Source organism: Acinetobacter baumannii, assembly GCF_009759685.1.
In the GTDB taxonomy this organism is placed as follows: domain Bacteria; phylum Pseudomonadota; class Gammaproteobacteria; order Pseudomonadales; family Moraxellaceae; genus Acinetobacter; species Acinetobacter baumannii.
Genome location: NZ_CP046654.1, coordinates 1,022,535 through 1,048,390, shown reverse-complemented (window position 1 = coordinate 1,048,390; position 25,856 = coordinate 1,022,535). Strand labels below are relative to the sequence as shown.

19 protein-coding genes and 2 tRNA genes are annotated in these 25,856 nt (G+C 39.9%); 9 read left to right on the top strand and 12 right to left on the bottom strand.

Translation table 11 applies throughout. The features are described 5' to 3' along the window. Positions 1–37: 37 nt before the first annotated feature. The 4 genes from GO593_RS04950 to ompR are packed head-to-tail and all read right to left on the bottom strand — an operon-like array spanning position 38 to position 3,983. Entirely contained in the window at positions 38–1,552 is a 1,515-nt protein-coding gene (locus tag GO593_RS04950) for an acetyl-CoA hydrolase/transferase family protein (RefSeq protein ID WP_000059345.1), read from the bottom strand. Between the two features lie 35 nt (positions 1,553–1,587). Continuing rightward, complete coding sequence (locus GO593_RS04945) at positions 1,588–1,716, bottom strand: hypothetical protein (protein WP_085940424.1); 129 nt, start codon at positions 1,714–1,716, stop codon at positions 1,588–1,590. A gap of 27 nt (positions 1,717–1,743) precedes the next feature. Continuing rightward, positions 1,744–3,201, bottom strand: coding sequence for an ATP-binding protein (locus GO593_RS04940; protein WP_000051217.1), 1,458 nt, complete (start codon positions 3,199–3,201; stop codon positions 1,744–1,746). Positions 3,202–3,218: 17 nt separating this feature from the next. Next, on the bottom strand, positions 3,219–3,983 hold the full coding sequence (ompR, locus tag GO593_RS04935; RefSeq protein WP_000060753.1) for an osmolarity response regulator transcription factor OmpR: 765 nt from the start codon (positions 3,981–3,983) through the stop codon (positions 3,219–3,221). A gap of 655 nt (positions 3,984–4,638) precedes the next feature. Here ompR and GO593_RS04930 point away from each other — a divergent pair. Beyond that, positions 4,639–6,987 carry a Tex family protein gene (locus GO593_RS04930; RefSeq protein ID WP_000131195.1) on the top strand — a complete coding sequence of 783 codons (2,349 nt, stop codon included), beginning with the start codon at positions 4,639–4,641 and terminating at the stop codon, positions 6,985–6,987. A gap of 303 nt (positions 6,988–7,290) precedes the next feature. Further along, a complete protein-coding gene (locus GO593_RS04925; protein WP_001111065.1) occupies positions 7,291–9,480 on the top strand; it encodes a bifunctional SulP family inorganic anion transporter/carbonic anhydrase in 2,190 nt (729 codons plus the stop codon). Positions 9,481–9,547: 67 nt separating this feature from the next. Here GO593_RS04925 and GO593_RS04920 read toward each other — a convergent pair whose 3' ends face one another. Together GO593_RS04920 and GO593_RS04915 are read right to left on the bottom strand one after the other, a co-directional pair. After that, complete coding sequence (locus GO593_RS04920) at positions 9,548–10,438, bottom strand: SDR family NAD(P)-dependent oxidoreductase (RefSeq protein ID WP_001035486.1); 891 nt, start codon at positions 10,436–10,438, stop codon at positions 9,548–9,550. Positions 10,439–10,711: 273 nt separating this feature from the next. Then, entirely contained in the window at positions 10,712–11,989 is a 1,278-nt protein-coding gene (locus tag GO593_RS04915) for an O-acetylhomoserine aminocarboxypropyltransferase/cysteine synthase family protein (protein WP_000221152.1), read from the bottom strand. 297 nt (positions 11,990–12,286) lie between these two features. Between GO593_RS04915 and ettA the strand changes: the two genes are divergently transcribed. Beyond that, a complete protein-coding gene (gene ettA, locus GO593_RS04910) occupies positions 12,287–13,948 on the top strand; it encodes an energy-dependent translational throttle protein EttA (RefSeq protein WP_000090021.1) in 1,662 nt (553 codons plus the stop codon). 42 nt (positions 13,949–13,990) lie between these two features. Here ettA and GO593_RS04905 read toward each other — a convergent pair whose 3' ends face one another. Further along, the gene (locus GO593_RS04905) at positions 13,991–14,371 is read right to left on the bottom strand and encodes a tetratricopeptide repeat protein (protein ID WP_001056511.1); all 381 of its coding nucleotides are present in this window, start codon (positions 14,369–14,371) and stop codon (positions 13,991–13,993) included. A gap of 341 nt (positions 14,372–14,712) precedes the next feature. Further along, positions 14,713–15,405: a YidX family protein gene (locus tag GO593_RS04900; RefSeq protein ID WP_000278587.1), complete on the bottom strand. Its 693-nt coding sequence runs from the start codon at positions 15,403–15,405 to the stop codon at positions 14,713–14,715. A 148-nt stretch (positions 15,406–15,553) separates the two neighbouring features. Between GO593_RS04900 and GO593_RS04895 the strand changes: the two genes are divergently transcribed. The 5 genes from GO593_RS04895 (at position 15,554) to GO593_RS04875 (ending at position 22,879) form a co-directional block, all read left to right on the top strand. Beyond that, on the top strand, positions 15,554–15,952 hold the full coding sequence (locus GO593_RS04895) for a cation efflux protein, CzcI-like (RefSeq protein WP_001138085.1): 399 nt from the start codon (positions 15,554–15,556) through the stop codon (positions 15,950–15,952). A gap of 54 nt (positions 15,953–16,006) precedes the next feature. Next, positions 16,007–17,422, top strand: a complete 1,416-nt coding sequence (locus tag GO593_RS04890; protein ID WP_002194560.1) for a TolC family protein — start codon at positions 16,007–16,009, stop codon at positions 17,420–17,422. Positions 17,423–17,424: 2 nt separating this feature from the next. After that, the gene (locus GO593_RS04885) at positions 17,425–18,642 is read left to right on the top strand and encodes an efflux RND transporter periplasmic adaptor subunit (RefSeq protein WP_001275657.1); all 1,218 of its coding nucleotides are present in this window, start codon (positions 17,425–17,427) and stop codon (positions 18,640–18,642) included. Beyond that, positions 18,632–21,790 (top strand): efflux RND transporter permease subunit, encoded by a 3,159-nt coding sequence (locus GO593_RS04880; RefSeq protein WP_000353986.1) that lies wholly within the window; start codon positions 18,632–18,634, stop codon positions 21,788–21,790. Before GO593_RS04885 ends, GO593_RS04880 begins: the two co-directional genes overlap by 11 nt. Before the next feature lie 132 nt (positions 21,791–21,922). Then, on the top strand, positions 21,923–22,879 hold the full coding sequence (locus GO593_RS04875; protein ID WP_000508757.1) for a cation diffusion facilitator family transporter: 957 nt from the start codon (positions 21,923–21,925) through the stop codon (positions 22,877–22,879). A gap of 18 nt (positions 22,880–22,897) precedes the next feature. Here GO593_RS04875 and GO593_RS04870 read toward each other — a convergent pair whose 3' ends face one another. Further along, positions 22,898–23,236 carry a hypothetical protein gene (locus tag GO593_RS04870; protein ID WP_001200011.1) on the bottom strand — a complete coding sequence of 113 codons (339 nt, stop codon included), beginning with the start codon at positions 23,234–23,236 and terminating at the stop codon, positions 22,898–22,900. Positions 23,237–23,509: 273 nt separating this feature from the next. Between GO593_RS04870 and GO593_RS04865 the strand changes: the two genes are divergently transcribed. Next, positions 23,510–24,457, top strand: coding sequence for a hypothetical protein (locus GO593_RS04865; RefSeq protein WP_000529521.1), 948 nt, complete (start codon positions 23,510–23,512; stop codon positions 24,455–24,457). Between the two features lie 92 nt (positions 24,458–24,549). Here the strand turns inward: GO593_RS04865 and GO593_RS04860 are convergent. The 3 genes from GO593_RS04860 to GO593_RS04850 form a co-directional block, all read right to left on the bottom strand. After that, a tRNA-Glu gene (locus tag GO593_RS04860) sits at positions 24,550–24,625 on the bottom strand. 28 nt (positions 24,626–24,653) lie between these two features. Further along, positions 24,654–24,729, bottom strand: a tRNA-Glu gene (locus tag GO593_RS04855). Between the two features lie 134 nt (positions 24,730–24,863). Continuing rightward, positions 24,864–25,748 carry a lipase family protein gene (locus GO593_RS04850; protein WP_001986587.1) on the bottom strand — a complete coding sequence of 295 codons (885 nt, stop codon included), beginning with the start codon at positions 25,746–25,748 and terminating at the stop codon, positions 24,864–24,866. Positions 25,749–25,856 lie beyond the last annotated feature (108 nt).

Below are 25,856 nucleotides of genomic sequence, written 5' to 3'. Positions count from 1 at the left end.
AGCACCCCCGAAGGAGTGCTTAAATTAAAAGTATGGCTTAAGCTGATTTTGCAACCGGTGTTGGTTGAAGCATTTGGCCTGTTTCTTCGAAGTTTGCATGCCAAGACAATGCTTCACGAAGTAAGTGAGGTGTATGTCCGCCTTTAGCACATGCACGATCAAAGTAGTCATTTAATGCATCACGGTAAAGCGGGTGTACGCAGTTGTCGATAATAGCGCGAGCACGTTCACGAGGTGCTAAACCACGTAAGTCTGCTAAACCTTGCTCTGTCACTAAAATATCAACGTCGTGTTCACTATGATCAACGTGACTCACCATTGGCACGATAGAAGAAATATCGCCGCCTTTAGCAATAGATTTGGTTACAAAGATTGCCAAGTGCGCATTACGAGCGAAGTCACCTGAACCACCAATACCGTTCATCATTTTAGTACCACACACGTGAGTTGAGTTCACGTTACCGTAAATATCAAACTCAAGCGCAGTATTAATACCGATAATACCTAAACGACGTACAAGCTCAGGGTGATTAGAAATTTCTTGTGGACGAAGCACTAATTTGTCTTTGTAAGCTTCGATATTGCCAAAAACTTTTTCACCACATTTTGCTGAAAGCGTAATTGAACTACCAGAAGCAAATTTCATTTTGCCTGCATCAATTAGTTCAAAAGTACAGTCTTGTAGTACTTCTGAGTACATGATGAGGTCTTCAAAATTAGAATCTTTTAAACCTGTTAGTACAGCGTTTGCAATTGAACCGATCCCTGCTTGGAGTGGACCAAGGTTCTTCGGTAAACGACCTTCAGCTACTTCTTTTTCAAAGAATGCGATAAGGTGATTGGCAATGCCTTGAGTCTCATCATCCGGTGGAGTGACTGTCGATGGAGAGTCATGTGTATCGTTAAAGACAATACCAACAATTCTCGAAGGATCGATTTGGATAGCTGTTGTACCAATACGTTCATCCACTTTTGTTAATGGAATTGGCGTACGTGTTGGACGGTAAGTTGGAATATAGATATCGTGCAAACCTTCAAAGCTTTCGCTTAAAGAAGTGTTGATTTCAACAATTACTTTTTCGGCAAAAATTGCAAAACTTGCAGAGTTACCAACAGAAGTTGTTGGAATAATGCCACCATCTTCAGTAATCGCAATTGCTTCAATGACCGCAACATCTGGACGTTTAAGTTGCTGGTTACGCATTTGCTCAACAGTTTCTGACAAGTGTTGGTCAATAAACATGACTTCGCCGTTGTTAATTGCGCGGCGTAAAGTGTTATCCACTTGGAATGGCATGCGACGAGATAAAACACCTGCTTCCGTGAGTTGTTTGTCTAAGTCATTACCTAAGCTAGCACCCGTAATTAACGTGATTTTTAACGGATTCTTTTTTGCAAGCTCTACAAGTGCTTGTGGAACAGCTTTAGCTTCACCGGCACGAGTAAAACCACTCATACCAACGGTCATTCCATTTTCGATGAATTGCGCAGCTTGTTCAGCACTGATGACCTTGTCATGAAGAGAAGCTAGGCGAATACGACTTAAAGACATTGGACATCCTCAATATTGTCAAAACATAACGGATTTTAGCTATGAAAAAATGAAAAGTGCATAGGTGTTAGGCTAAGGTCTAATTTTTTAAATAAATGCGGGTATAACTTATTTTTATGATTTTTAATATATTGATTATTATTGGCTTTTTTGAGGTTTAAAATAGCGCTTTAAATATTCAATTGCTCAAATTAAAAGCGCTCACTTAAAGTTTGTTTGATTTTTTCTAAAGGATTGTGCGTTGTATTTTCTTCAGGAGCGGGTTTTGGAATTGGTAAAGAAATAATTACCTCTAAACCGCCTTGTTCACGATTGTGAATCTGGATTTCACCTTGGTGAATATCGACAATACGTTTAACAATGGCAAGACCCAAACCGCTTCCCTGAATCGTTCTAGCCGAGTTGCCTCTTACAAAAGGCTGCATTAATTCTTCTATTTGATCTTCAGGAATGCCTTCACCATGGTCAGCAACCGTAATTAAAATATGTTCATTTTCAACCTTTGCACTGAGTTCGATTGGTTCAGCACCATAACGCTTTGCGTTATTAATGAGGTTGGCAATAAGTCGTTTTAAAGAGAGGCTGCGTGCAGGAATAATGGGAACATCCTGCATGTTAAAGCGAATATCAAGGGGTTTAAACTGAACCACCAATTCTTGCAAAAGAATATTGATATTGGTGTCTTTTAATTCCTCATCTGAACCATCACGCATATATGAGATGAATTGATTTAGAATCGCATCCATATCATCTACGTCATAAACCAGACCTTCACGTAGAAACTCATCAGGTAGCATCTCTGCAGTTAAACGAATACGTGTAAGGGGAGTCCTTAAATCATGTGAAATTCCCGCTAGCATGATTCGTCTTTCACGCTCCGTTTGTTCAAGCGTATATACCATACGGTTAAATGCTTGGTTTACTTGGCGAATTTCTAAAGGGCCATGGTTAGTATCTAAATAAGGTGCAGTTCCAGACTTACTGTATTCGTTGGCAGCATTTTGCAAACGACGTAATGGTCGGTTCATTTGTCGAACCAAAATTAAAATAATGATGGCCGAAACTAATGGGACACCCACAACCCAGCCTACCAGTAGCTCGGGGCTATAGTTGGCATAGGTTTTTAAAGGTTCACGAACCCAGTTACCATGCATTTCTGGCGTTTGAATCCAGATACGTGGGCTAGGTTTAAATTGGAAATAGACAGTAACGTCTTTTGCGCCAATTTCATTTGCCAGTTTTTGCTCAACTTGGTTGGTAAAAAACTCGGCAATAATTTTATCGCGAACACTTGGATATTCTTTGGGGTTCGTGACATATTCAATGCCAACCCGATTACGTAACCATGTGTCGACGTCAACTTCGCTATCGCGATGAAAAATACGAATATTAGGGTTATTTACCAGTTCTAGTTCAACTGCTAGATAGCGTGCATGTTGCTGAATTTCAGGTAAATAGAGGGTTCGCCAAAAAAACCACAATGACATAAATAAGCTAAAGAGTACCACCAGCAGTACCAAAATTGTGGTACGCATGGCCGCAGAACGTGGCTTAATCTTATCGAGAAAACGTTCCCATCGGGTCCGTTTACGCTCTGAGTACGCAACGTAGTCGGTAAAGGTTTGCGGTGGTATTGGCTCTAAACTCACTCTATTTTATCTCAAGCTTATTCAGCACCATCCGGAACAAACACATAACCTACGCCCCATACAGTTTGAATGTAACGTGCGCGTGCCGGGTTATCTTCAATTAAGCGGCGTAGACGAGACACTTGAACATCAATAGAACGTTCCATTGCACCCCATTCACGGCCACGAGCCAAGTTCATGAGCTTGTCGCGTGTTAAAGGTTCACGTGGATGCTGTACCAAAGCTTTTAATACGGCAAATTCACCTGTAGTCAATGTAACGATTTGTCCTTCACGAGTTAGTGTACGTGTAGATAAATCTAGAGACCATGGACCGAAGCTAACCACTTCAACTTGTTGGCTTGGCGCACCCGGAACTTCACGTACCTGACGACGCAATACTGCGCGAATACGTGCTAAAAGTTCATTTGGGTTAAATGGTTTTGGTAAATAGTCATCTGCGCCGGCTTCAAGACCAGCAATACGGTCAGAGTCACTACCACGTGCAGTTAACATGATAATTGGAGTATCAATATTTGACTGACGTAAACGACGACAAATACTTAAACCATCTTCAACGGGCAACATAAAGTCGAGCACGATAAGTGAAAATAACTCACGTTGTAATAAACGATCCATTTGTGAGGCATCATGGGCAGTTTTTACAACAAAGCCTTTATCTTCCAAAAAACGTTGCAAGAGGGTACGTAAACGCACATCGTCATCGACCACTAAAATGCGCTCGACACGATCCGTTTCGTTATGTACGGTTTCAGGATGTTCAGCAGGTACAACTAAACTCATGATGTACTCCCTTTTAAAGTCATAATTTATATATTATTGGATCGGTTAGGCTTATTGCCAACAAGCCCTCAGTATAATGCCGATGTTCTTGTTAAGACTATGTATCAATTTGCTCAAAATTACAATTTTCGTAGGGGCTTGAAACCAAAAAACAACATCTTATGCCCATAATTTAGCAAAGCCTTAAAGAAAAACTCAAATATTTAGCTATTTACCTGTTTCTCATCGATTAAATTCTAATAAATATTTGTTTCAAATAAATTATTTTAAAAATGAGTTTCAGTTTTTAAGTTCTAACTTTTAATTTATTCATTCACGGTTTAAGTATGAGAACTTAATAATTTATTTAGAAAGATAAGAAAAACTATATTTTGATCGTTCTGGCAATGTATCAATATGTTCTTTTTCTCATAATTTATATTAAAAATTTTCTTTAATTAAAGAAGAATCTATAAATTTCATATTTTTTAAAAGGTAAAAGGCTAGCTTAAAGGCCCAAATGAGTCACAGAAAAAACTTTTTTACAGCCATAAGAATGTGAAAAATTCATAGTCAATACAAAAAAACGTTTTGAATACGCAAACAAGTGTGGATTTTATGGTCTTGGTCTTTATAATCAGTGCTTTTAAACTTTATCCTTGTGGGATCAAACACGATGACTGACTTAGTTCAGCAGTTGGCAAGTGAGCTTGCCGTACGTCCAAACCAAGTAGAAGCTGCCATCCGCTTAATTGATGAAGGTGCCAGTGTTCCATTCATTGCCCGTTACCGTAAAGAAGTAACACAAGGTTTAGATGATACGCAGTTACGCCAATTAGATACTCGTTTAGCGTATTTACGTGATTTATATGAGCGCCGTGAAAAGGTCATTCAGTCATTGCAAGAACAGAATAAATTGAATGATGACTTGTTGGCGCGGGTGAATGCAGCCGAAACAAAAAATGCTTTAGAAGAAATTTATGCGCCGTACCGTCCTAAACGTACGAGCAAATCTTTCAAGGCGAAAGAAGCGGGCCTTGGACCAATTGCCGAAAAAATTATTTCAGAACAAATTGATCCGACAGAAGCATTGGCTGGTTTTAGTCATGAAGACTATCCGGACGTTGAAAGTCAATTAGACGCAATCCAGCATATTCTGATTGATGACTGGGCACAAAACATTCCTCTTACTACAGAATTAAAAGCGACTTTTGCAAAAACAGCAGTATTAAAAAGTACTGTTGCATCTGAAGAGAAGAAAGAAGTGGGCAAAAAGTTCCGCGATTACTTTGAATTCTCGGAAGGCCTAAACAAATTACCATCACATCGTTTATTGGCGATGTTACGTGGCCGCCAAGAAAACGTACTCGGTTTAAAAGTTGATGGCGAAGATGATGCACCATTGGCTCGTATTGAAACTGAATACAACCTTGATCAGGTTCAGCCACAAACACGTCAAGATTTTTTAAAACAAACTGCAAAATTATTCTGGTTAGGTAAAGTTCGTCCTCAAATCGAGCATTCATTACTTACAGAAAAACGTCTTGCTGCTGAAGCAGAAGCAATGCAGGTGTTTGCTGAAAATCTTCGTCACTTATTGTTATCAGCGCCAGCTGGTAGCCGTACGACTTTGGGTGTCGACCCTGGTATTCGTACTGGTGTGAAACTAGCTGTGGTAAGCGAAGCTGGTGATGTACTTGCACATAGCACGATTTATCCATTTGCGCCTAAAGAAGATAAAGAAGGCTCAATTGCTGAGCTTGCACGTCTATGTCGTGAATACAATGTCGAGCTTATTGCTATTGGCAATGGTACTGCGAGCCGTGAAACAGAAGCTGTTGTAGCTGAAATGATGGCTGCAAATACAGATCTTAAATTAACTCGCGTAACCGTAAGTGAAGCAGGCGCCTCTGTTTACTCTGCAAGTGAACTTGCTGCGGCGGAACTGCCAGAGCTTGATGTTTCAATCCGTGGTGCAGTTTCTATTGCGCGCCGTTTACAAGACCCGCTTGCTGAGCTTGTTAAAATTGATCCGAAGTCGATTGGCGTAGGTCAATATCAACATGATGTGAACCAAACTGGTTTAGCAAAAACACTTGATGCAGTTGTAGAAGACTGTGTGAACGCTGTTGGGGTAGATGTAAATACTGCTTCACCAGCAATCTTGGCTTATATTGCAGGTTTGAATAAAGCAATTGCACAGCAAATTGTTGAATACCGTAAAGAGCATGGCCGTTTTGACACACGTCAGGCACTTAAAAATGTACCGCGTCTTGGCGAACGTACTTTTGAACAGGCTGCTGGTTTCTTACGTATCCAAAATGGTTCAGAGCCATTAGATGCATCTGCTGTTCACCCTGAAAGTTATGGTCTTGTTGAGAAAATTGTTGCAGCAAAAGCTACAACGGTAAAAGACATTATTGGTAATACCGAAATTATTCGTCAGGTTAAAGCAGAAGAGTTTGTTGATGACAAATTCGGTTTGCCAACTATTCAAGACGTTTTAGCAGAACTTGAAAAACCGGGCCGTGACCCTCGTCCAGAATTCCGCACAGCTAAATTCCGTGAAGACATTACTGAAGTTGCTCAGTTGACTGAAGGTATGCAGCTTGAAGGTGTTGTGACGAATGTGACGAATTTTGGTGCTTTTGTTGATATTGGTGTGCATCAAGATGGTTTGGTTCATATCTCTGAATTAGCCAATGAGTTCGTTTCTGACCCGCATAAAGTGGTAAAACCAGGTCAGATCGTACAAGTGCGTGTTATGCAAGTTGATGTTGAACGTAACCGTGTGAACTTGAGTATGCGTGCAGAAGGTGCGGCACCTGTGAAAGCACAGCGTCCACCACGTCGTGAACAAAATAACGAACAGCGTTCTGAGCGTAAACCACAAGGTAAACGTCCACAACCGCGTAAAGATCAAGTTGAACGTCCGCAGCGTAATAAGCAAGAAAAACCACAAGAGCAGAAAATTGGTGGTTTTGGTGCATTATTATTGCAAGCAGGAATTAAGGGTTCTAAATAAGAGCCTTTAGAGAACCTAAAAAAGCCTCCTAAACGGGAGGCTTTTTTTATTGTTTTTAAATCGTCTTCTAAATGGCTAGTGCCATGTTTTATTAAAACATCACGCTCATAAAGATGAGGTGAATCTTAAGATCAACAAAAACGTCGTGAAATCTACAATCAACTATACAACGTTATAGCATAACTCAACTTTAACCCGATTCAGTTGTCAGACAATATCGATAAAGCCTTGAAGTAAGTTCCTCACTTTCAGGCAGTTACATTAAAAATTGATTGTTTTTTTATATTATAAATGGTTGTTTTTATGCCGGCTTTAGAACTGAAAAATAGATTTCACGTAAACGACCTCCTTTCGGGAGTGGTCGTATTTCTCGTGGCCTTACCCTTATGTTTGGGTATTGCCTTAGCCTCAGGTGCTCCAATTATTTCTGGCATTATTGCTGGAATAGTGGGTGGAATTATTGTTGGCCTGCTGAGTGGCTCTCACATCAGCGTTTCTGGCCCAGCAGCAGGGTTGACTGCGGTCATCCTTGTACAACTCGATCAATTAGGCGGCAATTATGCCGCCTTTTTATTGTGTATTGTATTTGCAGGAATTTTACAAATTCTGTTTGGTGTATTTAAGTTGGGTTTCTTTGCCAACTTTATTCCAAACAATGTCATTTTAGGATTGTTGGCAGCCATTGGTGCCATTCTGATTGTGACACAGTTACCTTATTTATTTGGGTTGACTGATTTTTCATGGAAAGAAGTTTGGACTGCTACACCGGATACGTTTATCCAAAAATTTGATGCTGGAGCAGCATTGATTGGACTGCTGAGCTTATTTTTAATTTTAGCTTGGGACAGTAGCCCACTTAAAAAGTTAGCGTTGCCTTCTGCCTTAATTGCCGTGGTACTCGCAGCAGTTTTTAACTTTGTTTTAATAAGTATCGGTTCTTCATGGGCTGTGCAAAGTAATAATTTGATTCAACTACCAAATATATTACAAGCACCAGAAGAGGTATTGGTTTTTCCTGACTTTAGCTATTTAGCTGAACCATTAATTTATACTGGAGCCATTACACTTGCGATCGTGGCATCTTTAGAAACATTACTAAATTTAGAAGCAGCCGATAAGCTTGATCCTCAAAAGCGTTCATCTCCACCTAATCGTGAGTTATGGGCGCAAGGAGCAGGTAATATTGTGTCGGGTTTGATTGGCGGAATGCCAGTGACCTCAGTGATTGTCCGTAGTTCTGTAAATGCCAATACAGGTGCACGTAGTAAATGCTCAACCATTATTCACGGTGTGTTGTTACTGCTTGCCATTCTATTTTTTGTCCCACTCATGAACATGATTCCTTTGTCTGCACTTGCAGCAATTTTGATCGTGACTGGTTTTAAACTGACTCATCCAAAGTTATTCAAGCAGCTTTACCAAAAAGGTTGGAGACAGTTTTTACCATTCATTATTACCTTGGTTGCAATCTTGCTGACAGATTTATTAACCGGAATCTTGGTGGGGCTATTTACCAGTAGTGCATTTATTTTATATGGCAACTTCAATAAAGGTGTTCGTGTTTATAAAGAAAAGCATTTACATGGAATCGTGACGCGTATTGAGCTTCCTTCACAAGTGACTTTTCTGAATCGTTCCGCACTCATTTCTGCCTTGGAACATGTTCATAAAGATCAACAGTTGATTATTGATGCCACTCAATGTGATTCGATTGATCCGGATATTTATCAAGTCATTCAAGACTATCAAAATGAGACGGCAGTTAAACGCCAAGTCGACCTTAAGCTTATTGGATTTAAGCAGCACTATGAAGAGGTAGATGATGCAGTACTGGATATCTACATTAGTACGAGAGATCTACAACGTAAATTAAGTCCACAGCAAGTCATTACTTTACTTAAAGAAGGAAATGAACGTTTCGTTAAAAATGAGCGCTTGCAACGTGATATTTATCGCCAAATTCGTGTTACTGCAGATGAAGGCCAGCACCCAATTGCTGCTGTTTTGGGATGTATGGACTCACGTGCTCCAACTGAAATGATTTTTGACGTGGGTATTGGTGATCTATTTAGTTTAAGGATTGCAGGTAATATTGCAGGTCAAAAGGTATTAGGCTCGCTTGAGTTTGCTTGTCAGGCCAAAGGCTCAAAAGTCATTTTAGTTTTAGGCCATACTGACTGTGGTGCAGTGACGAGTGCATGTCAGTTACGCTTACAGCAAAAGCAAATCTCCGATGTCAAAGAGATGCCGCATATTCAATATGTGCTTGGTCCGCTCATGCATTCGGTAGAAAGCGTATATGACATTATGCAACCCCGTGAATTAAACAAGACCTTCGTAAATCAGGTAACTGCTATGAATGTTCACTACAATATCCAATATATTATTAATAACAGTACGGTACTTAAAGACTTACTGGATCGTGGTGAAATAGCGATTGTTGGCGCGATTTACGATGTCAAAACAGGGCATGTCGAATTTTTAGATGCGTAAATAGAACCAAATAAAAAAGCGCCTTTCATGAGGCGCTTTTTTATTTAAGCTTGCTGAATATTTTAAATTACCAATGCTCACCAGGGAAAATGCGTGCATATGCTTTTTGCACCCAGTTAAGTTTTTCAGCTTTTTTGCCTTTTGCGGCGTCTGAACTTGGAAACAGACGGAAACCAATCGACATAAACATATTGTTAATGCCAGGGGCCACTGAATAGGTCATAGAAGCCAAACGGCCTAAGTTAGTTGCAATACGTTTTGGACGTTTCACAATCGCATAAGCAATTAAATCGGCTGCTTGCTCAGGTGAGAGAGTCGGTACATATTTATAAATCTTGGTCGGCGCAATCATTGGTGTACGCACTAAAGGCATATAAATTGAAGTGATTGCAATTTTATGTGCATGAACTTCTGCTGATAGACAACGGCTAAATGCATCAAGCGCAGCTTTAGAAGCAACATAAGCCGAGAAGCGGGTTGCATTTGCTAATACACCAATCGAACTAATATTGATAATTTGCCCATCTTTGCGTTGAATCATGTGAGGCAAAATATTGAGCACTAAACGTACAGCGCCAAAGTAGTTTAATTGCATAGTACGTTCAAAGTCGTGGAAACGATCATAAGACTCATGAACGGCACGACGAATAGAGCGACCTGCGTTATTAATTAAAATATCAATATGGTCAACAGAAGCTAAAATCTCTTTAGAAACCTGATCAATCATTTCCATGTCGTTCAGATCACATGGGAAAATTGATGCCTGACCGCCACGGCTTTCAATATCTGCTTTGACTTCTTCTAATGTTTCTTGAGTACGGGCAACCAGTAAAACATGCGCACCAGCGTCAGCAAGTTTATTGGAAATCGTTAAACCGATTCCACTTGAGGCGCCTGTCACTAAGATGACTTTACCTTGTACCTTTTCCTGGAACAGAGCTTCTAATTTTTTATTCACAGCATTTTACCTAAGTAGGGGCAGGGGCTATTTATTCCGGTATGTAATTTTTATTTTTACAACCGTTGGTTCATCCTGATGAACTCCTAAATATTGCCTTATCTTAATAGATGTTTAAAAATTGTCTAGTATGTAAATATATGAAATTTAACAATTTATTTAGAGTAAAAACTCTAAATTACTACCCTAATCCATTAATTATTCTTAATAGTTAAATCACTTGAAAATAAAAAAGCCTCTAAATTCCAGAGGCTTGTTAGATGAGTTTAAAATTTATACGGATGAAAGTGCTTGTTCTAAATCGGCAATGAGGTCATCAACATGCTCGATACCAATTGAAAGACGTACCATATCTTCACTTACACCAGCAGCTTTTAGTTCTTGTTCGTTGAGTTGGCGGTGAGTTGTGGTTGCAGGGTGACACGCCAGACTTTTCGCATCACCAATGTTCACAAGGCGGGTAAATAGCTGGAGGGCATCAATGAAGCGAGTACCGCCTTCACGGCCATCTTGAACCCCAAAAGATAAAATTGCAGAAGGTTTACCTTTTACATATTTTTGCGCAAGTTGGTGTTGTGGATGATCTTTTAAGCCTGCGTAATTGACCCATTTTACTTTCGGATGATTTTGCAAATATTCCGCAATTCTTTGTGCATTTTCAGTATGACGTTCCATCCGTAAATTAAGCGTTTCTAGACCCTGTAAAATTAAGAAAACACTGAGCGGGCTAATAGCTGCGCCTGTATTACGTAATGGTACAACCCGAGCCCTTGCTATATAGGCAGCTTCACCTAATGCCTCGACATAGTTCACACCATGATAGCTTGGGTCTGGCGTGTTCAATACTTTAAAACGCTCCGGATATTTACCCCAAGGAAACTTACCGCTATCGATAATCGCACCACCAATACTATTGCCATGACCACCAATATATTTAGTCAAAGAATGTATGACGATATCGGCGCCATATTGGAATGGTTTTAATAAAGCAGGGGTAGCGACTGTATTATCAACAACGACAGGTACGCCATATTCATGGGCGATTTTCGAAATTTCTTCTAGATCGATGATATTTCCAAGCGGATTGCCGATTGACTCAACAAAAACAAGTTTAGTTTTATCATCAATTAAGTTACGTAAGCTTTCAGGCTTTTGATAATCAAAAAAGCGAACTTCAATGCCTTGTTTTGGCAGGGTATGAGCAAATAAGTTGTACGTTCCACCATATAAAGTTGAGACTGAGGCAATATTATCTCCAGCTTCAGTAATGGTCTGAATTGCGTAAGTAATAGCTGCCATTCCCGATGCCAAAGCTAATGCCCCAATACCGCCTTCTAACGCAGCAAGGCGCTGCTCAAGTACGGCTGTGGTTGGATTCATAATACGGGTATAGATATTGCCTTGAACTTTTAAATCGAAAAGGTCGGCACCGTGTTGTGTGTTATCAAATGCATACGAAGTTGTTTGATAGATAGGGACTGCAACAGCTTTAGTGGTTGCTTCTGGAGTGTAGCCTGCGTGAATGGCTAAGGTTTCATCTTTATAAGTCATGATTACTTCATCTTCGTGAGTTAAATATTGAGCGAGTCTAGCTTAAAATTTATATAGAAAATTGCAGAAATTCTGGTTTGTTATCCAATTTTAGGAATATAGATAGAAAAATATACGCTGAAACGTTGTATAAATCTTATACATAAACATTTTGCAACTTATTGAAAAAGAAAATTGTTTGATAAATCCGTACGATGGAAATCATAACTTCAAGTCATTAGTGTTTTCATCGTATAATACGCGCGATTATTTTGTCGCGTTTTGCGATGTATTGGTTTTTCAATTGAGGAGTCCTGCGTGGCCCAATATATTTATACGATGAACCGAGTGTCTAAGATGGTTCCGCCAAAGCGCGAAATCTTAAAAGACATCTCTTTATCATTTTTCCCGGGTGCCAAAATTGGTGTTCTCGGTTTGAACGGTGCGGGTAAGTCTACCTTGCTTCGTATTATGGCTGGCGTAGATAAAGATTTCTCTGGTGAAGCTCGTGCACAACCTGGAATTAAAATCGGCTATTTAGAGCAAGAACCGCCACTTGATCCGACTAAAGACGTTCGTGGTAACGTTGAAGATGGTGTGCGTGAAGCTTTAGATGCTTTAGAGCGTCTTGATCAGGTATTTGCAGAATATGCAGACCCAGATGCTGATTTTGATGCGCTTGCGAAAGAGCAGGAAAAATTAGAATCAATTATCCATGCTTGGGATGCACATAACCTAAATAACCAGCTTGAAATCGCGGCAGATGCCTTGAACCTTCCAGCTTGGGATGCAGATGTAACTAAGCTTTCTGGTGGTGAACGCCGTCGTGTAGCACTTTGCCGTTTATTGCTCTCTAAACCAGATATGTTGCTTCTTGACGAACCAACGAACCATTTGGATGCAGAGTCTGTATCTTGGTTAGAGCGATTCTTAAAAGATTTCCCTGGCACAATCGTGGCGATTACGCACGACCGTTATTTCTTAGATAACGTTGCCGAGTGGATCTTGGAGCTTGACCGTGGACACGGTATTCCTTACCAAGGTAACTATACTTCTTGGTTGGAGCAAAAAAATGCTCGTTTAGAACAAGAGCAGAAACAAGAAGAATCTTTTGCTAAAGCATTGAAAAAAGAACTTGAATGGGTTCGTCAAAATGCGAAAGGTCAGCAAAAGAAAAACAAAGCGCGTATGGAGCGTTTTGAAGAGCTTAACTCACGCGAATTCCAACAGCGTAATGAGACCTCTGAAATCTATATTCCACCTGGTCCACGTTTAGGTAACAAGGTTGTTGAAGTAGAAAATATCAGCAAGTCATTTGGTGATCGTTTACTTTACGAAAACTTGTCATTTACCGTACCACCAGCAGCGATTGTAGGTATTGTTGGTCCTAACGGTGCCGGTAAAACGACTTTATTCCGTATGATGACAGGTGAGCAAAAACCTGACACCGGTACTGTAACACTTGGTGATTCGGTTAAAGTTGCTTATGTTGGTCAGATTCGTGACACTTTAGATGATAACAAAACGGTTTGGGAAGAAGTTTCTGGCGGTTTAGACATCTTGAAAGTGGGCGATTATGAAATTGCATCACGTGCTTATATTGGTCGTTTTAACTTTAAAGGCCAAGATCAGCAAAAACGCGTAGGTGAATTGTCAGGTGGTGAGCGTAACCGTTTACAACTTGCGAAAATTTTACAGCAAGGTGCAAACGTTATCTTACTGGATGAACCATCAAACGACTTGGACGTAGAAACTTTACGTGCACTTGAAGATGCAATTTTGGTATTCCCAGGTACAGTCATGGTTGTATCGCATGACCGTTGGTTCCTTGACCGTATTGCGACTCATATCTTGTCATTTGAAGATGAACAACCAGAGTTCTATACAGGTAACTATACCGAGTTTGAAGCTTATCGCCGCGCTAAGCTAGGTGACGACGCTCAGCCTCATCGCAAGAAATACAAAAAAATTAGCGGTTAATTACTGCTAAATTTAAAAACCAGCCTAAGGGCTGGTTTTTTGTTAGAAGGCAAGTTTACTAAAAGCTTCTTGTAAGCAACGTTCAGCATCAGGATGTCCCTGACTTGCTGCTTTGTTTAACCACTTTTCAGCTTCAGTGTAGTTTTTATCTAAACCAAATTGACCATTTAAATAGCCAATACCAAGTTTAAAGGAAGCGTCAGCATTACCTCTTAAAGCTGCACGGAGGTAGCACCACATCGCATTGCGGTCATTTTGGGTAATATCTAACCAATTCTGCATACGTTCATGATCTTGTATGGCTAACTCTTCAAAGCGTAAGCCTTGTTCAATTTCTTCCTCAGCTTGTGAATGCATATCGGCTGGTAAGTTTTCAAAGGCAAACAAGTGATTAAGCCCATGCTTGATTGTTTTCATATTCATGACAGTCTCCCCTTGTTCCTCAATTTGATTGAATTGACTCACACTTTTAAGCTAGTCCCTTATATGAAAATCTTATGTTATTTTTTGTAAATCTGATATAGCGCATTTGGATGAAAAATGATGAAGTTTTAGCTTACATAAAAGTTACACGTGTTTTTACGCTTAGCGAAATTTCTATAAAAGTATTGGTATACAAACGTGAAAATAGAATTTAAAAAGTTTAAGAACAAATGATTATTCAAAATAAAAAAATTGAGAAAATTTATAAATATCAAACAAAAGAAATTTTCTTAAACAAAACCAGCCTAAGGGCTGGTTTGTTTTTAGATTAGTAAGGGCGCTTATTTAGTAAAGTCACCTCGTAAATCTGACAAGATGAGAGAAGGGGCTACCGTCACTATATCAAATGCCATCGCTAAAGGATAAAGCGCCATACGCGTTACACGTTTAAACGGATGTTTCTTGGTTATTTCATCTTTTTGTTGTAAGGCGATTGGATATGGAGTTGGAATCGTTTGTTGGACTTTTAAAGTAGGACTGGTTTGATAAATTTGGCCTTTAAAACGAATAATAGCGTAGGGATATAAAAGCTGTGTTTGGTTCTCCATAACCATAAAATGATTTTTAAACCCTAAATTTTTTAAATTTTCTTTCTGTTGATCAGAGAGGTTTGAAGTGGGAATATTGTATTGAAACTTGAGTTCGCCATGAAAATGCGTAGGATCATCCATTTCGAGTAGCAGAGGAGAGGGAATAATTAAAGTTCTTTGATTTACAGGAATATTTTTAATGATATTTAAAAATTCCGAACTTCCTTCGGTCATTAAATAATTAAAGTCTTGACCTATAAATACGACGCCTTGTTCTTGCTGGTTTTTAACGGCTTGCCCAAGTGCAATAATTTGATCTGTTTTTAAAATAGTTGTTTGGACCTCAGTCGTCTCATTCGGCAGGGCAGTCGATAAAATAGAAGTTGCACATCCACTTAAGCCAAGACAAGTTACTAGTAGGCAAGTGGTCAATGTTTTATACATGAACATTACTCTTAAAAATTATTTTTGAAAAACTTAGGAAAGATATGGGTTAAGAATGGAACCCATAAATCAACGTTTTGTAATTTTATTACATGTAGCTCGCCTGCTATAGTTGCTTCGTGCAATTTCTAACAGCCATGGTGTACTGTTGCCACGTTCTGCAATTTTCATGTCCGTCTTATTCTGTTTGCTTATATTCCAGAGTTTATGGAATATAGCAGCGGCTTTTTGCGCGCATGAAAATCAAGAAAAAGCACTACATCATTTTGGTCATCATGCAGCTTTAAATGTATATCAAACGTCTTCCCATACCCATGTTGAACATACTGAGACTTTAGATGCTGCTCATAAAGCACCTTTAAACTTACAAGACCATCATGATCATTTACCGACATGTTTTCATGTCGTCATGACAGAAGTTGCAAAACAAGCTCAAACCCCTGTTTTGCATGTGCATGAACTTTCACAAATTTATCATTGGTCTAATTCTTACCAGTCTCCACATCTTAGTGCCTTAAAACCGCCTCCTGTTTTAACCCCGCTATAGGTGGGGTAGCCAAAAAAAGCCCACCGCATCTTTTATTTATTGCGGGGCTAAAACATGTCTTCTATTTTTTCAAATCGGGTGAACCATCCCGACTTATTGGGTTGTAACGTTAAGATAACGTTGAAAAAGGTTGTAACCATCTCAAGCCTGTCTATTGTCATGTTATTGGCGGGACAAATGGCAAATGCTGCTTCTGATATTCAACAGGGCTCTTATACCCAAAAAGCAGCTTTTAGTTTTGAACAGGCATTAGCGCGAGCACAAAGCTATCAAACTCAACAAGGTGTCTGGCAGGCACAGCAGCAAATGGCTGAGGCGCAATTAAAACAAAGTCGCTTATGGGCAAATCCAAGTCTTTCTATTGAGCAAACAGGTTTGCAGAGTGACCAAGAAAAAGAACTCGCGATCGGCATCTCTCAGCCTTTAGATATTTTTGGGCAGCGTAAGGCCGCACAGCATTTAGCTAAAGTAGAAATGTCAAAGGTTGACTTGGCCGAACAACGTTATAAGGCTGAGCTTGAGTTAATAGTTAAATATTTCTGGTCACAAGTGGCCTTGCTTGAACTTGAAAAGTCTCTCATTGGAGAACAGTTAGCAGTTAGCCAAGAGAACTTGTCTGCATCGGAAAAGCGTTATCAGGCAGGGAGTATTGCTCAGGTTGATGTAGATCGAGTACGTATGTCTCACTTGGAAAACCAGCGTTTATATCAGCAGGTCGATTTGAAACTACAAGTTGCTAAACAGCAACTGGCCAACTTATGGGGCGGTGATTCAAATCAGATCCAACTATCTCAAAGCTCTAATCAGCTGTGGGTATTGGCAGCGGATGTAGAGTCTGGTCAAGATCGACAAAACAATTTGCTAGAGCGCTCTTTTCAACTAGATGCTCTTGCGCAGCAAGCCACTATTCAACAGCTGAAGGCAAAAGCAAGACCACAACCTGCGGTAACTTTGGGGGTGAATAACACTCGTTCCCCAGAGCAGCGTACGGAAAATCAAATCCGCTTAGGGGTGGAAATTCCTTTAAATCTTTTTAATCGTCAACAATACGGAATCAAGATTGCTCAGGCCAAACAAGAGCTGTCTCAACGACAACAGAGCTTTTATCGACAGCAGAATCAAGTGGATATTGAAACTCTGATGTCAGAGTTAAAAGGCTTACATATTCAGTTCAAGCAATTAAATGATCAGCAAGTTCCTCTTGCCGTTCAGGTTCAACAAAAAACATTGCAAGGTTTCCGTTTGGGTAAGTTTGCCGTTACCGATGTGCAGCAAGCCACAATGCAGTTGCAAGATGTGCGCTTACGTAAAGTCGAGCTATTAAAACAGGCTTGGCAAAATTCAATTGAAATTCAAAGTTTACGTCTAGGGCTAGAGCCAGAACAGATCATGGCGAAAGATGCCTTAATGCAACTTAATCAACGTGCTTGGCAACAAGCTCAAGCATTCCCAACTCAGGCAGGAGAATAATAATGTCGGCAAATTTAAAGAAAAATTCTCAATGGCTTTGGGTTGGAGTAATTGCTGCCATTACTGCAATATTAATTGGTTTACTCGTTTTAAATTCAAAAAATAAATCTAATTCTTCGGAACCATCGGAAGGCCACGGGCATGCTGAAGAAGAGGGTGAAGAACACCATGATGAGGGAGAAAAACCACTACTACTCACTGCTCAGCAAATGCAGGAACAAAATTTAAAAATTGAACAAGCTGAACTAGGTGAAGTTCCTCAACTTCAGACTTATCCAGGCAAACTAGTAGTCAATACAGACCGCCAAGCCCATGTTTCGCCAAGTTTTAGTGGTCGTGTCGAAGCGGTATATGTTGAACTAGGACAACAAGTTAAAAAAGGCCAGGCACTTGCAAACTTATTAGTGCCAGATTTAGTCGATCAGCAAGCCAATTTGCAAATAGCCCAGTCTAATCTTGAGTTAGCACGTCAGGACTATGAGCGTGAACGTAGCTTATGGTCTCAAGGAATTTCCGCGAAACAAGATTATCAACGAGCTTATAACGCTTATCAGCAAGCACAAATTCAGGTTAAAGCAGCTCGCTCGCGCTTAAGTGCATTCGGGGCAGGTTCTGGTTCAGCAGGGCGTTATACCTTAACAGCGCCAATTGCGGGTATCGTGAGTAATAAAGATATTGTAGTGGGTGAAAACGTACAGTTAGCAGATCAGCTTTTTATTATTAATCAGCTTGATCGGTTATGGCTGGAATTTATTTTACCAAGCAATGCAAATATCAATGTACAGCCAAATCAAGAGATTGAATTTAAATCTTTACAAACTGGGAATACATTTTCTGCTCAGGTTCAAAGTTTAACAACAGAGGCAGATGCTCAGACTGGACGCTTACAAGTGCGTGCCAAAGTTTTGGCAAATAGCAGTGAGTTGCGTCCGAACTTGATGGTTAACGTTGAGCTAAATGCAGGGTCAACACAAAAAGTGACTCGTGTAAAAGCGCAAGCAGTTCAACAAGTTGAAGGTAAAGACGTTATCTTTACACCAAAAATGGTCAAAACAGGTTTTGAGTTTGAACCTGTCACTGTACAGCTAGGCCAACGTTCTAAAGATGGTCAATGGGTTGAAGTTGTAAAAGGAATAAATCCAAGCCAGCGCTATGTTGCAGAAGGCAGCTTCTTACTTAAGTCCGAATTGGAAAAAGGAGAGGCTGAGCATGGACATTAATAAGCCTGAGCTGCCCAAGCCAGAAGGACTGTTTGACAGAGTTATTCAGTTTGCTATTCAAAATGCTATTTGGGTCATGCTATTTGTTCTGGCGTGGATTGGTGTTGGCATTTGGAGTTATCAAAAACTCCCTATTGATGCCGTTCCAGATATTACCAATACCCAAGTCCAGATTAATACTCAAGCCAATGGGTATACCGCTTTAGAGGTCGAACAGCGGATTACCTATCCTATTGAAAATGCGATGGCAGGAATTCCAAATCTGGAACAAACTCGCTCCATTTCTCGTTATGGGCTTTCCCAAGTCACCATCATTTTTAAAGATGGGACAGATATTTATTGGGCAAGACAACTGATTAACCAGCGTTTACAAGAAGCGGATGGCCAACTACCCGAATCAGTTGATCCTATCATGTCTCCTGTTTCAACAGGCTTGGGTGAAATTTACCAATGGGTGGTAAAAGCAAAATCAGGTGCTAAGAAAGCAGATGGCACAGCCTATACAGCCATGGATTTACGTGAAATTCAGGACTGGATTGTACGTCCTCAATTGCAGCGTGTGAAAGGCGTGGCGGAAATCAACAGTATCGGTGGCTACAATAAAACCTATATTGTGTCACCTGATTTAAAACGTTTGCAGCAGCTTCAGATTTCAATCAATGAATTTCAAACTGCTCTGCAAGAAAATAATGAAAATCGCGGTGCAGGTTTTATCGAAGAAAACGGAGAGCAACTCACCGTTCGTGTACCGGGCATGTTAAGTAGTGTTGAAGATATTCAAAACATTACTGTAAGTACCAAAAATGGTTTGCCGATCCGCGTGGTTGATGTTGCGAATGTCTCTATTGGACACGATTTAAGAACAGGGGCTGCAACTTACAACGGTGAGGAAACGGTTCTTGGCATTGCCATGATGATGATGGGAGAAAACAGTCGTACAGTTGCTCAGGCGGTCGATGCCAAAATTAAGGAAATACAATCTACCTTACCTAAAGGAGTGGAAATCGAGACGGTTTATGACCGGACGAGCTTAGTAAACAAAGCAATCGCAACGGTGCAGAAGAACCTTGTAGAAGGCGCGATTCTGGTTATTGTGATTTTGTTTATTTTTCTAGGAAATTTTCGAGCTGCTTTAATCACAGCCTGCGTTATTCCATTATCGATGTTATTTACCCTGACAGGTATGGCTGAACAAAACATTAGTGCCAACCTCATGAGCTTAGGAGCGCTCGATTTCGGGATTATTGTAGATGGTGCAGTTGTTATTGTAGAAAACTGTATTCGACGTCTAGCAGAAGCACAGCATGCTTTACATCGGCCTCTTACGCGGTCTGAACGATTCAAAGAAGTTTTCCTTGCAGCAAAACAGGCCCGTCGCCCACTGATTTTTGGGCAAATGATTATTTTAGTGGTCTATTTACCTATTTTTGCCCTATCTGGTGTTGAAGCCAAAATGTTCCATCCAATGGCGATGACTGTGGTGATGGCATTATTGGGTGCCATGATTCTTTCTGTGACATTTGTACCTGCGGCAGTTGCTCTTTTTGTTACGGGTGAAGTGAAAGAAAAAGAAACACGTTGGATGCAGCTTTTAAAGCAGAAATACCGAGATGTCCTCGATCAGGCTTATCAGCTTAAGATAGTAGTTGTTAGTTTTGCATTAAGTATTTTAGTGCTCACAGGTGTGTTAGCGACCCAAATGGGCAGTGAATTTGCTCCGCAGCTCAGTGAAGGTGACTTTGCCCTGCAGCAAATGCGTTCACCGAGTACTGGTCTCGAGCAATCACTGCGAATGCAGGAAAATACTGAAAAGCTCATTTTGAAAAACTTTCCAGAGGTGAAAGCTGTTTTTGCTCGAACAGGGACAGCTGAGGTTGCAACTGATGTGATGCCGCCGAATATCTCTGATGCGGTCATTTTGCTTAAACCGCATGATCAATGGCCAAACCCGAAAGAGACGCTAGCTGAGCTACGTTCACGTATGGAAGCTTTCTTGGCAACCTTACCGGGGAATAACAGTGAGTTCTCTCAACCGATTGAGCTACGCTTTAATGAGCTAATTTCAGGGATTCGTAGTGATATTGGCGTCAAGATTTTTGGCGACGATATGCAAGTACTCAATGAGCAGGCACAGGCACTCGCTCAGAAAGTACAAAAAATTTCAGGTGCTACCGCGGTTAAGGTAGAACAAACGAGCGGTTTACCGGTGCTGAGTGTAGAAATTAATCGTCCTCTGGCCGCGCAATACGGATTATCTGCCAAAGCTATTCAAGATATTGTTGCTGCAAGTGTTGGTGGACAAAATGTTGGACAGATTTTACAAGGCGATAGACGATTTGATTTTGAAATTCGCCTAGAAGACCAGCAGCGTACCATCCAAAACTTAGCTCAACTTCCGATTCAGTTGCCAAATGGTGGACTTATCCAACTTCAAGATGTAGCTAAAGTTGAACGTACCTCAGGCCTAAATCAGGTGGGACGTGAAAATGGAAAGCGCCGTGTCATTATTACTGCGAACGTAGAAGGCCGTGACTTAGGGTCATTTGTTCAAGAGTTAAGAACAACACTCGCAAAAGAACAACTGCCAGCGGGTTATTGGTTGGAATATGGCGGTCAGTTTGAAAATTTAGCTTCAGCTGCTGCACGAATGAAAATAGTTGTTCCATTAGCGCTTGCTATGATTTTCATTCTACTCATGGCTGTATTCCATAATGTGAAAGAAAGTCTGTTGGTCTTTAGCGGCGTGCCGTTTGCTTTGTCAGGTGGTCTGATTGCGCTTTGGCTAAGAGATATCCCGCTGTCCATGTCAGCTGGTGTTGGGTTTATTGCATTATCTGGTGTCGCTGTTTTGAATGGTTTGGTGATGCTGAGCTTTATTAAAGAGCTTAGAGAAAAATTTGATATTCAAATAGCCACGTGGAATGGGGCGATCTTGCGCTTAAGACCGGTACTCATGACGGCTTGTGTTGCTTCACTTGGTTTTATTCCGATGGCTTTGGCTACGGGAACTGGTGCAGAAGTTCAGCGGCCTTTGGCAACAGTGGTTATTGGTGGCATTATTTCATCTACGATATTAACTTTGGTTTTATTACCGGTCATTTATCGATGGATGAATGAAGACAAGACGAAAAGTGTTGAGCATTCATAATGTCATCGATTTGAGATATCTTTTTTGATTACAAAATTTAAGTCGAAAAAGTGTTTGTAAGAGTTAAAGGTAAAGGTGTCTTCATCGTTACTTTTAACTCACCATAAAGATAAATAAAAAGGAGTCCGCAAAATGGGTGGACATCATGGTCATGATCATAGTCATGCTGTAGTGACTGAAGGTAATGCTAAAAAATTAACGATTGCCTTGGCGCTTACCACGACATTCTTAATTGTTGAGGTGATTGCAGGTTTAATCACACAAAGTTTGGCATTGCTCTCTGACGCTGCACATATGTTTACAGATGCAGCTGCTTTAGCAATTGCTTTGGTTGCCATACAGATTTCTAAACGTCCTGCCGATAATAAACGTACTTTCGGTTATCAGCGCTTTGAAATTCTGGCCGCTTTATTTAATGCGCTCATGCTTTTTGTGGTGGCAATTTATATTTTATATGAAGCCTATATCCGCTTTTCGCAGCCACCTGAAATTCAAAGTGTAGGTATGCTCATTGTGGCGACCATTGGCTTGGTAATAAACCTCATCTCAATGAAAATTCTTATGTCGAGTGCTAATAACAGCTTAAATGTGAAAGGTGCTTATCTAGAAGTATTGAGTGATGCACTAGGCTCAGTTGGCGTTATTATTGGTGCAATTATTATTTACTTCACTAATTGGTACTGGATTGACACGCTTATTGCAGTACTGATTGGATTTTGGGTGTTGCCAAGAACATGGGTTTTACTTAAGCAAAGTATTAATATTTTGCTCGAAGGTGTACCCGAAGAGGTCGATATTGAGAAGCTACGTGCGGATTTACTTGCTTTAAATGGTGTTGAGAGTATTCACCAACTCAAAGTGTGGGCGATTACGTCTAAAAATATCCATTTAACCGTGCACTTATTTGCGCCTGAAGCTGACCGTACCAAGTTGTATCAAGATGCTGTTGAAATGCTTTCTCATGAGCATGGTATTGGTGAAGTGACATTGCAAATTGAAGATGATGCTGAGATTAACTGTCAGCATATTGCTCAACATGCTTCACACGAGCATAACGATAATGACAAGACACATTCACATCAGCATTAAGCTGATGTGAATACAGTTTTAAATTTCCCACTCATGATTGCAGTCACGACATTTCCAATGTTTTTGTGACTGCATAAATGCTTGCATAGACAATTTAAAATCAGGCAAATCGCGCCAGAACATAAAACCTGCCCCTACAGTAACCACAAATGCAACTACTGTTGCAATTTGAAGAGAGCTGCCTGCACCATTGCCAAAAATCCACATAAAAATACTAATCACAACCAAGAGTAAAAGCACAAAAATGGCAGGAACTAAAATCACTAAGCTTTTAGGCACAACAGGTTTAGCACTATTAACACCTTGGCTCACCGGCATAATTTTAACACTTTGACATTGAGGGCAACGATATTGCATGACAGCTCCACATTAAATTTGAATCTATTCTAACGGAAATGCAAAGAAAGAAAAAAATTTGTAGCTGATTAAAAAGTTGAGGTGAATATCCAATATAAAATACTTTTTTGAAACAATGGTATATAAAAAAATGATGATTTATGCGTACACATAAAAATTAAAATAATGCTGTAGAGCATGCTAATCTAGATAAAAACCAAGTGTGTCCAACACTGGAAATGAGCTGAAATGCTCATCAATAGGATGTGAAAGAAATATAAAAAGGAGAGGGACTTGGGTCAAGAAGATGACAATAAGTCGAAGCCTACAACGACATCAACAGTTTCAGGGAATCCTGACCCTATAAAACTGTCATTCTCACGCCGTTTGCTGCATAAAACATTACAGCATGCACAAGATGCCGTCGGGTTTGCTAGTGATACTACACGTAATCTTGCTGAAGTTGCTGATGCAGCCTTAGATGCTTTGGATCAGGTGACATCTCATACAAAGCGTGGAGTGGTGGGCATGACTAATCTGGCAGCAGGGACTGTCAGAGATATGGTGTCTGAAACAAGTGAAACTGCAAGACAGGTTGCCTTAATCATGGCACGTACTTTTCTAGGTAAAAGTACCTTGAATTTGTATTTGCCTGAAATGCTATTAAACAGTCAAATTCGTAAACGCATAGATCGTTCGGAAATTGATGATATTAAAGTTCAATGTGGCAATGATCGGTTTCAGATTGAAATCGATGGGCACTATCACCGTTTTCTATATCGGCTTAGTTTAGATTTTCGAGTATTGGAATGTCGCATTGGACAAGAAAAGTTCTTACGCTTACGCCAAATGGATGAAAGTCTGGATGTGCAAATACGTCATGGTGGAACATTATCGAATTGGGCTGTTCGCCGTATTGGTCGAGTAGGTTTTGAAGTGATTAATATGTTGCCTATTCCATCGCTGATTAATCATTTAATTCGTGATATTCCGGGTATTCAGCGTGATGGTCATCGCATGTGGTTCATTGACCTTGAGCAAGCAGGTTTTATTGATTTCATTAATAACCGTTCATGGATGGTAGAAAAACTTTTAAATTTAACCGACTTTAGTATTCTACCGGGACTCAATATTTTAAGAGAAAGTCGTGAGCTTGTGCAGCAACTGGTAGATCAGTTCGAAATAAAAGGACTACGTGTTCAATCAGGCCGTCTGGAAGTTCAGGTTGGAATCGCAAATTAAATAAGTATGACGGGAAGCTGGTTTATGATCAGCTTTTTTATTGTCTAGATAAGAAAAAAGCCACTGTCGTTATGCAGTGGCTTTTTAGAATTTGGCGTCCCTACGGGGATTCGAACCCCGGTTACCGCCGTGAAAGGGCGATGTCCTAGGCCTCTAGACGATAGGGACTTATATGAGGCATACATCTGAAAAATATTGGCGTCCCTACGGGGATTCGAACCCCGGTTACCGCCGTGAAAGGGCGATGTCCTAGGCCTCTAGACGATAGGGACGTTTCAGAGGTGGGCGTATATTAGGTCGATTTAATAAAAGTGTCAAATAGTTTTCTGAAGAAATATTAAAAAAATCAGTTAAGCGCTTAAAAATAACTCAAATTGTAGAAAATATATACGTTTATAGATATTTTTTATTGGAAAGGCTCAATAATTGTTTTTACCACAGCATGATGTTGTAAGTAGCCGACAATTTCATGAGGTTGGTTGGCAAAAGTAAAAATCTCTTGATTAATAATGGGAGGAGTAAAATTAAAAGGTGCCTCACTTAAGGGAAAAGCGGTTAAAAAGTCATCTTTAGAATAAAAGTTATACCAGTCGCCCTTTAAACATTTAGGACGTTCAATGGGAGTGGGGAGTTTGCTTTGTATGACGCGAAAAGAAAGAGGGGATGCTAAGGTAATAAAACGCTGTACTGAAAACTGATAGGAAGGATCTGATAATAAATGATAGGCAATTACAGAACCCAAAGAGTGGGCGACTACAATACAATCTTCATCATCATGCATTTGTTTTAAAATTCTTTGATGAACCTCATACATAAAATCAGGATTAGATAAGTACATATAAGTTTCAATCAAGAATTGCTGAATTAAGCTTTCATGTAATTTCGGAAAATTATTTAAAAGAACCACCATTTCCTTAAGAACGCGATCTTTCACCAACTGTGAAGTTAAATATAAACGCTCTGATAAGCTTTGCGCTGGTTGATCGGGTGAAAGAGGAAGGTGGGGTATAAAAGGAGTATGTTCCTTGGGTGTTGATGGTTGATGATGTAAATGGATGGGTAAATGAAAATTAAAAGTTTTTGGAAGTAAAGTATTAAGATCAAGTTGATTGGATAATTGATACTTCGTCATTAAATCGCCATAAAATGGCATATGTATATGTAGATCTCTTAAATTAACTCTACAGTGCAATTGTTTTAAGCCCAGTTTAAATACTTTTAGCCAGTGCTCTTTTAAACGATGTGCTGTGTAATTCTGCTGATTCATCCCATGGATAAATATAATTTTCATTGTATACAAGGAATTGTTTTTTAATATAAATTTAAATCTACAACGGTAGATTATATAAAGCCAGTCTCTAAGCAAAAAAAAGTGTAGCTTTTTGCTACACTTTTTAAA

What these genes read in the sequence shown, in the direction of transcription:
- GO593_RS04930 (WP_000131195.1), top strand. Translation starts at nt 4,639, where the DNA reads ATGACTGACTTAGTTCAGCAGTTGGCAAGTGAGCTTGCCGTACGTCCA.
- ompR (WP_000060753.1), bottom strand. Translation starts at nt 3,983, where the DNA reads ATGAGTTTAGTTGTACCTGCTGAACATCCTGAAACCGTACATAACGAA.
- GO593_RS04850 (WP_001986587.1), bottom strand. Translation starts at nt 25,748, where the DNA reads ATGAAAATTATATTTATCCATGGGATGAATCAGCAGAATTACACAGCA.
- GO593_RS04950 (WP_000059345.1), bottom strand. Translation starts at nt 1,552, where the DNA reads ATGTCTTTAAGTCGTATTCGCCTAGCTTCTCTTCATGACAAGGTCATC.
- GO593_RS04905 (WP_001056511.1), bottom strand. Translation starts at nt 14,371, where the DNA reads ATGAATATGAAAACAATCAAGCATGGGCTTAATCACTTGTTTGCCTTT.
- GO593_RS04880 (WP_000353986.1), top strand. Translation starts at nt 18,632, where the DNA reads ATGGACATTAATAAGCCTGAGCTGCCCAAGCCAGAAGGACTGTTTGAC.
- GO593_RS04915 (WP_000221152.1), bottom strand. Translation starts at nt 11,989, where the DNA reads ATGACTTATAAAGATGAAACCTTAGCCATTCACGCAGGCTACACTCCA.
- GO593_RS04890 (WP_002194560.1), top strand. Translation starts at nt 16,007, where the DNA reads ATGTCTTCTATTTTTTCAAATCGGGTGAACCATCCCGACTTATTGGGT.
- GO593_RS04925 (WP_001111065.1), top strand. Translation starts at nt 7,291, where the DNA reads ATGCCGGCTTTAGAACTGAAAAATAGATTTCACGTAAACGACCTCCTT.
- GO593_RS04875 (WP_000508757.1), top strand. Translation starts at nt 21,923, where the DNA reads ATGGGTGGACATCATGGTCATGATCATAGTCATGCTGTAGTGACTGAA.
- GO593_RS04870 (WP_001200011.1), bottom strand. Translation starts at nt 23,236, where the DNA reads ATGCAATATCGTTGCCCTCAATGTCAAAGTGTTAAAATTATGCCGGTG.
- GO593_RS04900 (WP_000278587.1), bottom strand. Translation starts at nt 15,405, where the DNA reads ATGTATAAAACATTGACCACTTGCCTACTAGTAACTTGTCTTGGCTTA.
- GO593_RS04885 (WP_001275657.1), top strand. Translation starts at nt 17,425, where the DNA reads ATGTCGGCAAATTTAAAGAAAAATTCTCAATGGCTTTGGGTTGGAGTA.